Raw genomic sequence first — 12809 nt, 5'->3', positions numbered from 1 at the left:
CGCAAGATGCGGGTGGGCTGGTTCCACCAGCACCAGATCGAGGCCATGGACCCGACTGACACGCCGCTGGAAATCATCCGCCGGGCCATGCCGGACTCGACCGAGAGCAGCCGGCGTTCGAAACTGGCCCAGTTCGGTCTCGGCTACGAAAAGCAGGAGACCACCGTCGACAGTCTGTCCGGCGGCGAGCGCGCGCGCCTGTTGCTGAACATGGTGGCCATGGACGCCCCGCACGTCCTGATCCTCGATGAACCGACCAACCACCTCGACATCGACAGCCGGCGCGCCCTGCTGGACGCGCTGAACCAGTACAATGGCGCGGTGATCCTGATCACCCACGACCGCTCGCTGATGGAGCTGGTCGCCGACCGGCTGTGGCTGGCCGCGGACGGCACCGTCAAACCCTATGACGGCGACATGGATGACTATGCCAAATTCGTTCTCGACCGGGCCAAACAGGCCTCGGTTCGCCCGACCCAGGTCAAGGACGAGACCGCTGTCGCCAGCGGCGGTGGGGGCAACAAGAACAAGAAAAACAACAAGAAGTCCGGCCCCTCACCCTCGACCCTGCGCCATGCGGTCAAGAAGGCCGAGGAACGGATGGCCGCGCTGACCGCCGAGATCGCCCGGATCGACGATGACCTGGCCAATGCCGCCGTCAACAATCCCAAGGCTCTGGAAGGCCTGACCCGGGCACGCGGCAAGACCCAGGCGGATCTGGACACGGCGGAACAGGCGTGGGTTTCTGCCGAGGAAGCCCTGGCCGAGGTCTCCTGAGGCAACACCTTCCGGAGACCCGGGGCTGACGGTCAGCCGCAGTCGACCGACTTGATGATGCCGGTCGCCTCATCGAAGCGCAGGTTCAGTCGGTCGGGATCATAGTCCATCGTCGCGGCGCAGGTGGTGCAGACCAGTCGGACATTGGCATCCCGCGGGAAGGTCACAGCCCCGACATGGCTGCCGATCAACGACTGAGACGTCGCGGCTTCACAGCGCTGCGGGGGCGGCACGTCAGCGACGGGAAGCGGCGCGCACCCTGCCGCCAGACCGACGGCGACCCCGGCCAGCAATCCGGGCAGACCCAGCGTCACCGCAAACGCCGAACGCCTAGCCACAGCGCACCTGTTCGACGAGGCTGGTTTCCGAATTGTAGAAAATGTTCAACCGGTAGGGTGAATAATCTTGGGTGACGGGACAGGTCGTGCAGACGACACGCCGGTTGATCACATCGACCGGCACCGGGATTTCGGTCCGCGACCTGCCCACCAGCCACTGCAGCTCGCCCGCATGGCAGAGGTCGCGGGTGGAATCGTCGGGCATATGCGATCCGACCGGCGGACTGCGTTGGGCGATTTCCACGGTTCGGGGACCGGACTGGTTTGACACCGGGGTTGAAGAGCAACCGGCCAGGGCCAACAGGACGATCAGGCCGCCTTTTCCCAGCGCCCCTCGGGAGACTGTTTCCAGTAGGCCAGGGTCTCGCCCCTGGCCTTCAGCGCCTTCCAGCGCTCGCGTGACCCGGTCAGTGCCTGGTCGTTCTGTCCGTCGAAGATGATGAAGCATCGTTCCAATCCATCCGTGACACCGATTTCAGCGCCATCGACCATGAACAGCGCCTGAGCGGCGTTGAGGTTCTCACCCGATTCGCTGAGAAGAATCGGCTGACGCTCCGCATTCGGCTCGGACGCGCGGCCGTGGGCCAGGAAGCTGTCATCCCGCCAGGTCCACAGATGCTCGTCCAGCGCCTCCAGCTGCGCGGGATCAGACACGCGAACCAGGGCCTTCCAGCCCCGCTCGCGCGTCTTTTCCAGCAATCCCGGCAAGACCTGCTCGAGCGTCGACCGCTCGAGATGATAGAACCAGAACTCACACATCTGCTTTGTCCGGGCTTCAGCTCTCGTAGGTGTCAGCGACCATCCGGTCGAGCGTCCGCACACCGAAGCCCACGGCACCGTCCGGCACGATGGCCCGCGTCGACTTTTCAGCCCAGGCCACGGCGGCGATGTCCAGGTGCGCCCACGGCGTGTCATTGACGAAGCGCTGCAGGAACAGGGCGGCGGTGATCGAGCCCCCCGCGCGACCGTTACCGGTGTTCTTCACATCGGCGATCGGGCTGTCGATGTGCTTTTCGTACTGCGCCGGCAGCGGCAGGCGCCAGAAATTCTCGTCCACCTTGTTGCCGGCGGCGATGACGGGGTTGGCGACCGCATCCGAGTTCGAGAACACACCGGCGTAGTCCTTGCCAAGGGAGACGATGATCGCCCCGGTCAGGGTCGCCAGATCGATCATGAATTTCGGCTTGAACCGCTCCTGGGTGTACCAGAGGCAGTCAGCCAGAACGAGGCGGCCCTCAGCGTCGGTGTTGATGACCTCGACCGACTGGCCTGACATCGAGATGACCACGTCACCCGGACGCTGGGCGTCGCCGTCCGGCATGTTTTCGACCAGGCCGATGATGCCGACGGCGTTGACCCTGGCCTTGCGGCCCGCCAGCGCGTGCATCAGTCCGGACACGGCCGCCGCGCCGCCCATGTCCCACTTCATGTCTTCCATGCCGTCAGCCGGCTTGATGGAGATGCCGCCGGTGTCGAAGGTCACGCCCTTGCCGACGAAGGCGATCGGCTGGTCGCCGGCCTTGCCGCCGTTCCATTTCATGATCGCCACCTGGCTGTCACGACGGCTGCCCTGGCCGACCCCAAGCAGGGTGCGCATGCCCAGTTTCTCAAGCTCGGCCTCGCCCAGAACCTCGACCTCGAGGCCCAGTGACTCCAGCGCCTTGACCCGGCGCGCGAACTCGACCGGATATAGGACGTTGGCCGGCTCGGCGACGAGGTCGCGGGCGAAGATCACGCCATCGGCCACGGCCGACATCGGGGTGAAGGCGGCCTCTGCGGCCTTGCCGTCGGCGCAGACGATCCGGATCGTGGTGAGCGACGGAATTTTCTCGGGCTTCTGCTTGGTCAGATATTTGTCAAACCGGTAGGCAGCCAGACGGGTCGCGAAGCCGATACGGGCAGCCTGCTCGGGCGACAGCCCGGTAGCGTCGACCGTCAGCACGGTCGAACCGGACAATTTGGCGGCATGGTAGGCCGAGCCGGCGGCGGATTCGATCGCCTTGTCGTTCAGCTTGGCGGCGTCGCCCAGGCCGCTGAGGATCACCGCACCCGCGTCGACACCGGCCGGCGCGCTCACGGTCAGGGTGCTGTCGGTCTTGCCGGTGAAACGGCTCGAGGTCATCGCCCGCGTCAGGGCACCTCCGGCGGCCTTGTCGTAATCTGCGCCTGCCCCGGCAAGGGCACGCCCCTCATTGACGAGAACAACCAGAATTTCCGCGGCACCGGCCGCCGAGACAAACTCGACCTTCATTGATTTACTCCAGCCGGAGCGATTGGCCCCGGTCTTGATTACAGGCAACTGGGCAGACGCGACCGGTTGTCCCGGACGCGCGTCGGTGTGTATTAGAGTCTCTCTTTGGCTCGCCTGCAACCGGGCGATTTTTTTCCGTCATGACCCTCATTCAACGCTATTTCTTTCGCCAGATCGCCCTGCCCGTCGCGGCAGCGTGCGCCGCCTTGGTCGGTATCGGCATTCTGAGCCAAAGCCTGGATCAGCTGGAGATCATCGTCGAACGCGGCCAAAGCGTCTGGGTCATGGTCAAGCTGACCCTGCTGGCCGTGCCGCAGCTGTTGGCGGTGATCCTGCCGATCGGTCTGTTTGTGGGGGCCCTGATTTCCCTGACCCGTCTGCAACGCGAACAGGAGTTGACCGCCGCCTTCGCCAGCGGCGTCACGCGTTGGGCCGTGATCCAGCCTGCGCTGCTGCTGGCCGCGATCGTCGCCGCGATGTCGCTGTTGACCACCCTCGTCCTGCAGCCGGCCGCCCAGCGTCAGGCGCGGGCGGAGGCCTTCGCCATTCGCACCGACCTCGCCGCCCTGCTGGTCGAGGAAGGCCGCTTCGTCCAGGGGCCCGGCGGGCTGACAGTCTATGTGCAGCAGATCGAACAGAACGGCCTGATGAAGAACCTGTTCGTCTATCTGGACAACGGCAAGGCCGTGCGGACCTGGGACGCCAATGAGGCCCGGTTCGGTCACAGCGTCGATGGCGCGCCGACCCTGCTGCTGAAGTACGGGACCATGCAGGAGTATTCCTCAAAGGGCGTGCTGAACCAACTGTCGTTCGACAGCCTGCCGTTCGACCTGTCACCGTTCACCACCACCGACGAGAAGGTTCGCTACAAACCCTCCGACCTCTGGATCGGACAGCTGTTCAACCCGTCCCCGGCGGTGCTCGAACGGGTCGGCACACGCGGGGAACTGCTGGCCGAGGCGCATTCCCGCCTGTCATCCCCCCTGTATGCCCTGACCGCGATGGCCATGGCCCTGGCGGCGATCATGGGCGGTGCCTTCAGCCGCACCGGCTATGGGGCCCGGATCGGCAAGGCCGCCGCCGCCTTCCTCATCGTGCGTGTGCTCGGCTATGTCGTGGTGGCCGCCAGCGTCTGGAACAGCTGGCTCAACCTGCTCCAGTACGCGCTGCCCGCCGCCGCCACGATCGTGGCGCTCCGGCTGATCTTCATGACCCTTAAACCGCACCGTCCCGGCAACTGGCCAGCCTTTCAGCGGCTGAAGGCCCGATTCGCATGATCGCTCCCGCCCTTTCCAGGGTCGTCGCCCTGCCCGTCAGCCGCCTGCGGCTCGGCGGCATTGAACGTTATGTTCTGGTGCAGCAGATCCGGGCCCTCGGCATGGCCCTGGCGGTGATTTCCGCCCTCGTCATGCTGATCGATTTCGTCGAGATTTCCCGCGGTGTCGGATCGGACGTCGACCTGTCGGCGCTGCGGATCCTCGGGCTGATGCTGCTCAAGTCTCCGGCAGTCATCATCCAGCTGCTGCCGTTCGTCTTCCTGTTCGGCACCCTGGCCGCCTATATTGGCCTGAACCGTCGCAGCGAACTCATCGCCATGCGGGCCGCCGGGGTTTCGGCCTGGCGTTTCGTGCTTCCGGCCGCCGGGGCGGCCTTCCTGCTTGGAATCATCACCGTGACAGCCCTGGGCCCGGCGACCGCCTCCGCGGACGGCCTGTTCCAGCGCGAGCGCGCGCGTCTGAGCAGTTCTGCAGCGGGGGCCGACAGCTCGGGGGTCGTGTGGCTGCGCGAGGGCGAGGGACAGCGCCAGGTCGTGATTCGGGCCGAACGCCAGGACCGGGCCAATGCCCGACTGCTGGGCGTGACCTTCTTCATCTATTCCACCGACCCCGAGGGTCGCCGGATCTTCACCGAGCGTCTCGATGCGGCCTCGGCCAGCCTCAGTGCCGGCCGGTGGCGGCTGGTGGATGCGATCGGGGCCCAGACCGGGCAACGCGCCGTGCCCTACGCCACGCTCGACCTGCCCTCCAGCCTGGCCGACGAAGAGGCCTTCGAACGGTTCGCCCGTCCGATCTCGACGCCTTTCTGGTCCCTGCCCGCCCAGATCCGCCGGGTCGAGGCGGCAGGCTTCTCGTCCACGGCCTACCGGTTGCGGCTGCAGCAACTGCTGGCGACCCCGCTGATGTTCGCCGCCATGTCGATCCTGGCCGCCGCCTTTTCCTTGCGGTTGATGCGGCTGGGCGATCTGGCGCGGATGAGCGCCGCAGCGGTGGTTCTGGGATTCGGCTTCTTCTTCCTCAACCAGTCCGCGGCCGCCTTCGGTTCAGCCGAGGTAATCCCCCCCTTTGTCGCCGCATGGTTGCCGCCAATCCTGACGGCTCTCGCGGCCCTGACCTTGCTGTTCTATACCGAAGACGGCTAAGCGGGCGCTCTTCCGCCCCAGAGTGAATGTCGAATGCAGCGTGACCGCAGCGTCCTGAACAGGAGAGGCCTGCGCCTCCGGCTTCTCGCCGGTACGGCGGCAATCCTGCTTGGCCCCTGGGTTACTGTTGCCGCTGCCCGGGCCCAGGCCCCCACACCGGATGCCGTCGCCGGTCCCGACGGGCTGACACCTCAGGCCGCCTATTTCGACGCAGACATCCTGGGCCGTCAGGGCGACGTCGTCACCGCCGACAGCTATCCCGGTGGCCGGGTTATGGCCCGCTTCCAGCAGCACACCCTGCGCGCCGACACGGTGACCTATGATCTGGCCCAGGGTCTGGCCACGGCCTCCGGCAATGCCCAGTTGGTCGATCCCGACGGCAATGTCGTCTTCGCCAGCCTGCTGGAACTCAATTCCGACCTCAAGGCCGGTATCGCGGTCGATTTCGCCACGCGCACGACCAACGGGGCCAGCCTGATGGCCGCTACCGCCGTGCGCCGCAGCGCAACCGTGAACGAACTCAACTACGCGATCTTCACGCCCTGCCCGGTCTGCAACGCCGACGGCAGCACCCGAACCCCGACGATCTCGATCCAGGCCGAACAGGTCATCCAGGACGAGACCCTGCGCGCGATTCTGTATCGCAACGCGGTGTTCAAGGTCGGCGGAGTCCCGGTCTTCTACCTGCCGGTCTTTGCGCACCCCGACCCGACCGTCGAGCGGGCATCGGGTTTCCTGGTCCCGCTGATCAACTATGACGCCGGTCGGGGCCTCAGCTATGAACAGCCCTATCTGATCGTCGTTTCGCCGTCCGAGGACTGGCAGATCAGCCCGCAGATCAACGCCCGGGTCGCGCCCCTGCTGAACGCCCAGTGGCGTCGCCGGTTCACCGACGGCACCGTCATCGCTCGCGGCGGCTACACCTATGCCCAGAATTTCGGCGATTTCGACATTGACGGCGACGGCATCGACGACACGATCGCTCCCCTGGCCGAGGAGCACCGCAGCTATCTGCTGGCGCATGGCCGGTTCGACCCTGACGGTCCCTGGCGCTGGGGTTTCACCGCCGAACGCACGTCGGACAAGACGCTTTTCGACCGCTATGACGTTGTCTCGCCCTATCAGGACAACGGCCTGTACTATGGCGACCAACGTCGCCTGATCAGCCAGCTCTATGCCGAGCGGCAGACTGACCGGTCCTATCTGTCCGTCGCCGCCTTCTCGCTCCAGAGCCTGCGGGTGGCCGTGGCCAACCAGGACGCCCCCGGCCTGAACATCTTCGAGAGCGACAACAGCCTGCCGCTGGTCGCGCCCCTGATCGACGCCCGATGGGAACCTGCCGGACCAATGTTCGGCGGTCGACTACGCCTGCACGGCTCGGCTGTCGCCCTGTTTCGCGACACCTATGTCGGCGGCCCCGTCCTGCGGCCTGATGTGATCCCGACGGGCTCCACCCTGGGCCTGCCCGGCATCGACAGTCGCCGTATCAGCGGCCAGGCCGAGTGGCGGCGTATCGTGACGACGGCGGCCGGACTGCGCTGGGAACCGTTTATCGACGTGCGTGCGGACATCTATTCCGTCGCCGACCTGCCCCCCATGATGGGCGTCGACAGCGCGACGATCACCCGTAGCCGGGCCACCGCCGGACTGGATGTCAGCTATCCGCTGATCCGTCGGTTCGCCGACGGTACCGACCTGGTCCTCGAGCCCGTCGGCCAGTTGTCCCTGTCCACCCATACCGATCTTGATCCGCGCATTCCCAACGAGGACAGCCAGACCCTTGAGCTCGACGAGAGCTCGCTGTTCCGTGTCGACCGCTTTCCCGGTCAGGACCTCTACGAAGGCGGCCTGCGCCTGACCGCCGGGACCCGCGCGACTCTGAACTGGGACGGTGGCCGACAGGCCAGCCTGTTCATCGGCCGCAGCCTGCGCTTCGAGGAGGAGCCGGCCTTTCTCACCCCGGTGCCCGACGCTCCGGCGCAACGCTATGATCCGTCCGGCCTGGCCGCGAAATCATCGGACTGGGTGGTACAGGGCAGCTTCACCCCGTCGGACCGGATTCGCGGCTGGGGTCACGCGACCATCGACAGCAGCGGCAGTATCCGGCGCGCCGAACTGACCATGGACGGACGCTGGGGTCGGCGTAACCAGGGCAGTCTCACCTATATCGTCGATCGATCCGATCCCCTGCGGCAGTTGAATCCCTACCCCAATCCGTTCGACCCGGCCGGCCCCCCGATCCAGCAATCGCTGAATCGCAACTACGAATTTGTCCAACTGGCCGTGCAGCAGTTCATTCAGGGCAACTGGGGCGTGACCGCGACCGGTATTGTTGATCTGGAGCGGGACCTGATCACCCGGTCGGAGGTGGGCCTGCTGTTTGACGACGATTGTTTCCGTTTCGAACTGGGCTTTCGCCGGGACAATACGCGCGTTCGACCCAGTGGGCCGTCCGAAGGTATCTATGTGCGCCTAAACCTCGCCACTTTCGGCGGTTCAGGTTATGGACCAAGCGACAGGCGTTGGTAGCGACGCCGATAGGGCGCGCAGGTCGTTGACTATCCCCCCGGATCAAGACGAAGCCGCTTTGAGGAATCAGGACTGACGATGCGTTTCAAGCGTTACACGACGGGCGTCGCGATCGCCGCGCTCCTGGCCGGCTCGGCCTATGCCCAGACTCCCGGGCAATCGCCTATCGCGGCCGGCACTCTGAACCCGGCTTCGGAAGAGGCCCCGACCCGTCCGGTTTCCGCCCCCGAGTTCCGCATGGCGGACGGGATCGTCGCTACCGTCAACGACAGTATCATCACCGGTTTCGACCTGCGACAGCGGATGCTGCTGGTCATCGCCATGACCCAGGTGCAGCCCACCGATGAAAACATTCCGGCCATTCAGCAGGAAGCGCTGAACGTTCTGATCGACGAACGGCTGCAGGCCCAGGAAATCGCGACCTACGAGGACCTGATAGTCTCGGACGCGGAAGTGGATGCCGAGATCGCCGCCATGGCCCAGGAGGTCGGCACCAACCCCGAAACCTATCTCGGATTCCTCGCCCAGGGCGGAATTCGCCCGCAGACTGTGCGTGAGCAGTTGCGCGTGTCGATCGGCTGGCGCTCGCTCGTCGGCGGACGCTTTGCCAGCCGGGCCCGCGTCAGCCGTGGCCAGGTCGAACAGGTCATGCGCCAGCTGGCCGAGTCTGCGTCCAAGCCGCAGTATTTGATCGGCGAAATCTATATCGAGGCTGCCCGCGTCGGCGGCCAGCAACAGGCCCTGGACGGTGCCAGCCAGCTGGTCCAGCAGATGGTTCAGGGCGCGCCGTTCCAGGCCGTGGCCCAGCAGTTTTCCGCGGCCCCTTCCGCCGTCCGCGGCGGTGACGCCGGCTGGGTGGTGCAGGGTACGGTCCAACCGGCGCTGCAGACTGCCCTTGACCAGCTCAACGTCGGACAGCTGTCGCGGCCGATCCCGGTCGAGGGCGGGGTCTATATCATCTATATGCGTGACAAGCGGGACAGCTCGGCGAGCAGTCTGGTGCAGTTGAAACAGGTGATGGTGCGGCTGCCGGAGACGGCGAGCGAGGCCGAGATTGCGGCGGCGACGGCGCGGCTGACGGCGCTGCAGCCGCAGCTGACCTGCGACAACATGCTGGCGCGGGCCACGTCGGAAGAAGGCCTGCTCGGGTCCGACCTGGGTGAGGCCGAAGTGCCCAGCCTGGCACCGCAGTTCCAGCAAGTCGCCCGCTCCGGCGCGGTCGGCTCGGTCAGCACGCCGCTGCGCACCCCGCTGGGCGTGCATCTTCTGGCCGTATGCGGCCGTCGCGCCGGGGGCATCGAGGCCCCGACCTTCCGCGACGTCGAGGGCCGTTTGCGCGGTCAGAACCTGGCCATGCTGGGTCGTCGCTATATCCGTGACCTGCGCGCCGACGCCCTGATCGAGATGAAATAATGACCGGGTCCCTGCCGCCGCTGGCCCTGTCCCTGGGCGAGCCGGCCGGCGTGGGGCCCGAGATCGTCGCCGCCGCCTGGAATGCCCTCAGGGCCGAAGGTCCGGTCTTCGCGGTCATCGGCGACGCCGGCCTGCTGCGGGCCCGCGACGTGCCGGTCGTCGAGATCACCGCCCTGTCCGATGCGCCCGGCGTCTTCGCCCGCGCCCTGCCGGTCCTGCACCATCCCCTGCCCGCCCCGGTGCGTCCGGGGCATCCCGAGCCCGCCAATGCCGGGGCCGTGGCCGACTGGATCGAACAGGCGGTCAATCTGGCCATGTCGGGCGAGGCCAGCGGCGTGGTCACCGCCCCGATCGCCAAGGCCCCGCTGTATGCCGCCGGTTTCCGCTTTCCCGGCCATACGGAGTTCATCGCCGAACTGACCGCCGACCTGCCGTTCGCCGGCACGCGCGGCCCGGTGATGATGCTGACCGCGCGCGACCTGCGCGCCTGTCTGGTGACCATCCACGCCCCCCTGTCGGAAGTGCCCGAACTGGTCACGATCGAGCGGGTCTGCCGCACCGCCCGGGTCGTGCATGAAGCGATGCAGCGCGACTTCGGCATCGCCCGCCCCCGCCTGGCGCTGGCGGCGCTGAACCCCCACGCCGGCGAGGGCGGGGCCATCGGTCTGGAGGAGATCGAGGTCCTGGCCCCGGCCGTGGCCATCCTGCGCGCCGAAGGCATCACCATCAGCGACCCGACGCCCGCCGACACGATGTTCCATGACGAGGCCCGCACCGGCTATGACGCGGCGATCTGCCTGTATCACGACCAGGCCCTGATCCCGGTCAAGACCCTGGACTTCTGGGGCGGCGTCAACGCCACCCTGGGCCTGCCCATCGTCCGCACCTCGCCCGACCACGGCACCGGCTTCGCCATCGCCGGACGGGGGGTGGCCCGGGCCGACAGCCTGATCGCCGCGATCCGGCTGGCGGGGGTGATGGCGGGGGCAAGGGCGCAATAATACCCGCTCATCCCCGCGAAGGCAGGGACCCAGACTATTGGCCAATCCGGCGGCAGCGGTTGGTCTCTCCCTCAATCCCGGCCATTGTGCCTTGCGACAGAACTGGGTCCCCGCCTTCGCGGGGATGATCGGAATCAAGTGACCTCAGACAACCTCCCCTCCCTGCGTGAAACGCTCGACGCCCACGGCCTGCTGGCCAAGAAGAGTTTCGGCCAGCATTTCCTGCTCGACCTGAATGTGACGCGCAAGATCGTGCGGCTGGCGGGGCCGTTCGAGGGGCGGAGTGTGATCGAGGTCGGGCCGGGGCCGGGCGGGCTGACGCGGGCGTTGCTGGAGAGCGATGCGGGCCAGGTGGTGCTGGTCGAGAAGGATCCGCGTTTCCTGCCCCTGCTGGCCGAGCTGGATGACGGCACCGGGCGGCTGGTCACGGTCGAGGCCGATGCGCTGAAGGTGGATGAGGCGGCCCTGGTCGCGGGGCCGGCCCATGTGGTGTCGAACCTGCCGTACAATGTCGGCACGCCGCTGCTGATCAAATGGATCACCGGGCCGTGGATGCCGCAGGCCCTGACCCTGATGTTCCAGAAGGAGGTGGCCGAGCGCATCGTGGCCGAGGCCGGCGACGACGCCTATGGCCGGCTGGCGGTGATCGCCCAGGCCGTGTGCGAGGCCCGCATCGTCATGCATCTGCCGGCCGCCGCCTTTACCCCGCCGCCCAAGGTGGCCAGCGCCGTGGTGCATCTGATCCCCCGTCCCGACCGGCCCGACCGGGCGACGCTGAAACGGCTGGAGACGGTGACGGCGGCCGCCTTTGGCCAGAGGCGCAAGATGCTGCGCTCCAGCCTGAAACAGCTGGGCGGCGCAGCGTTGTGCGAGGCCGCCGGGGTCGATCCCGACAACCGGGCCGAGGTCATCGACGGGGCCGGATTCCTGCGACTGGCGCAAGCGCTGGGCCAGGGGTGATCGCGACCGCACCGGTCGAGGCTGGTGTCGGGTCCTTCACGAGACTGCCGATCAGGACATCGCCGAGGTAGATGGTCGCCGTCGAACTGGCCGGATGTTCGGCCATCATCCCGCGGACATGGTCATGGACGGCGCTGATGTCGTCCGCCTCGATGATGTCCATGACCGGAACCGTCGAGTCTCCGATTTCGACGTAGCAGATGTATTCCACAGCGGGCCCCCACGACCGTTCAGGCGGGAGCAGACGGGATCGGCACCGACATCTCTCAGTCACTGACGCCTGAAGGCAGAGTCAGTAATGGACACCTTATGTAGCCTTGCCGACATAAAGGCGAATCCCGCGCGCCGGACGCTGGTGGGGGCGAGCCTCGGCCGGCCAGGACCGGCATTTTGGCCCCTACGGAGGCCTTGCCGTCGGAAGGGGGCAACGATCCGGTCTGGAGCGGCGTTCAGGGGGGGGCTGGACCACCCGGTCCCCCTGAAACCGTGAGATCCGCCATGCACGTCCTCGTCGCCGGTGCCACCGGCAAGACCGGCCTTCGCCTGGTCCGTGAACTTCAGACGCGCGGCCACCACCCCATCGCCCTGGTGCGGGACGGCTCTGACCCCGCTGCCCTGCCCGAGGGCGCGACCCTGCGCCGCGGCGATCTGACGGACCTGGACCCGGACGTCTGCGACGGCTGTGATGCGGTGGTCTTCGCGGCCGGGTCGGGCGGGGCCAGCGGCGACGCCATGACCGAGCAGGTCGACCGGGACGGCGCGATCCGCCTGATCGACCTGGCCCGCCAGGCCGGTGTCGGCCGCTTCGTCATGCTCAGTTCGGTGGGGGCGGACGATCCTGACCCGGACGGTGACCTGGCCATCTATCTGCGCGCCAAACACGATGCCGACGAACACCTGAAGGTGTCGGGCCTGAGCTTTGCCATCGTTCGTCCAGTCGCCCTGACGGATGACGACGGCACCGGCAAGATCCGGTTCGGCGATGATGTCGACCCCGGCGGCCAGGCCTCCCGGGACGATGTCGCCGCGGTCCTGGCCGAGGCCCTGACCGACAGCGACTGGACCGGACAGACCCGGACCATGGAGACGATACCGGCCACCGCCTGACGCGAGGATGACGG

12 protein-coding genes are annotated in these 12809 nt (G+C 67.0%); 8 read left to right on the top strand and 4 right to left on the bottom strand.

Annotated elements, in window-relative coordinates:
• Positions 1-777: ATP-binding cassette domain-containing protein (locus PSV00_RS02245; protein ID WP_300444267.1), on the top strand; the 777-nt coding region annotated here is incomplete at its 5' end.
• A 32-nt stretch (positions 778-809) separates the two neighbouring features.
• On the opposite strand, the gene PSV00_RS02240 is transcribed toward PSV00_RS02245, so the two are convergent.
• The 4 genes from PSV00_RS02240 to PSV00_RS02225 form a co-directional block, all read right to left on the bottom strand.
• On the bottom strand, positions 810-1115 hold the full coding sequence (locus tag PSV00_RS02240; RefSeq protein WP_300444264.1) for a hypothetical protein: 306 nt from the start codon (positions 1113-1115) through the stop codon (positions 810-812).
• Positions 1108-1320 (bottom strand): hypothetical protein, encoded by a 213-nt coding sequence (locus tag PSV00_RS02235; RefSeq protein ID WP_300444262.1) that lies wholly within the window; start codon positions 1318-1320, stop codon positions 1108-1110. The genes PSV00_RS02240 and PSV00_RS02235 overlap by 8 nt, the downstream gene beginning before the upstream one ends.
• A 104-nt stretch (positions 1321-1424) precedes the next feature.
• Complete coding sequence (locus PSV00_RS02230) at positions 1425-1874, bottom strand: DNA polymerase III subunit chi (RefSeq protein WP_300444259.1); 450 nt, start codon at positions 1872-1874, stop codon at positions 1425-1427.
• Between the two features lie 16 nt (positions 1875-1890).
• A complete protein-coding gene (locus PSV00_RS02225; RefSeq protein ID WP_300444256.1) occupies positions 1891-3366 on the bottom strand; it encodes a leucyl aminopeptidase in 1476 nt (491 codons plus the stop codon).
• Positions 3367-3506: 140 nt separating this feature from the next.
• On the opposite strand from PSV00_RS02225, the gene PSV00_RS02220 reads away from it, so the two are divergent.
• The 7 genes from PSV00_RS02220 (at position 3507) to PSV00_RS02190 (ending at position 12795) form a co-directional block, all read left to right on the top strand.
• Positions 3507-4643, top strand: coding sequence for an LptF/LptG family permease (locus PSV00_RS02220; RefSeq protein WP_300444254.1), 1137 nt, complete (start codon positions 3507-3509; stop codon positions 4641-4643).
• Positions 4640-5785: an LptF/LptG family permease gene (locus PSV00_RS02215; RefSeq protein ID WP_300444251.1), complete on the top strand. Its 1146-nt coding sequence runs from the start codon at positions 4640-4642 to the stop codon at positions 5783-5785. The genes PSV00_RS02220 and PSV00_RS02215 overlap by 4 nt, the downstream gene beginning before the upstream one ends.
• Before the next feature lie 33 nt (positions 5786-5818).
• Positions 5819-8314: an LPS assembly protein LptD gene (gene lptD, locus PSV00_RS02210; protein WP_300444248.1), complete on the top strand. Its 2496-nt coding sequence runs from the start codon at positions 5819-5821 to the stop codon at positions 8312-8314.
• 78 nt (positions 8315-8392) lie between these two features.
• Positions 8393-9727 (top strand): peptidylprolyl isomerase, encoded by a 1335-nt coding sequence (locus PSV00_RS02205; RefSeq protein ID WP_300444245.1) that lies wholly within the window; start codon positions 8393-8395, stop codon positions 9725-9727.
• Complete coding sequence (pdxA, locus tag PSV00_RS02200) at positions 9727-10728, top strand: 4-hydroxythreonine-4-phosphate dehydrogenase PdxA (protein ID WP_300444242.1); 1002 nt, start codon at positions 9727-9729, stop codon at positions 10726-10728. Before PSV00_RS02205 ends, pdxA begins: the two co-directional genes overlap by 1 nt.
• A 138-nt stretch (positions 10729-10866) precedes the next feature.
• Positions 10867-11688, top strand: a complete 822-nt coding sequence (gene rsmA / locus PSV00_RS02195; RefSeq protein WP_300444239.1) for a 16S rRNA (adenine(1518)-N(6)/adenine(1519)-N(6))-dimethyltransferase RsmA — start codon at positions 10867-10869, stop codon at positions 11686-11688.
• 498 nt (positions 11689-12186) lie between these two features.
• Positions 12187-12795 carry an SDR family oxidoreductase gene (locus PSV00_RS02190; RefSeq protein WP_300444236.1) on the top strand — a complete coding sequence of 203 codons (609 nt, stop codon included), beginning with the start codon at positions 12187-12189 and terminating at the stop codon, positions 12793-12795.
• Positions 12796-12809: the final 14 nt, after the last annotated feature.

Origin of the sequence: Brevundimonas sp., assembly GCF_029945885.1 — a bacterium.
In the GTDB taxonomy this organism is placed as follows: Bacteria; Pseudomonadota; Alphaproteobacteria; order Caulobacterales; family Caulobacteraceae; genus Brevundimonas.
This window is presented reverse-complemented; position numbering and strand designations above follow the sequence as displayed.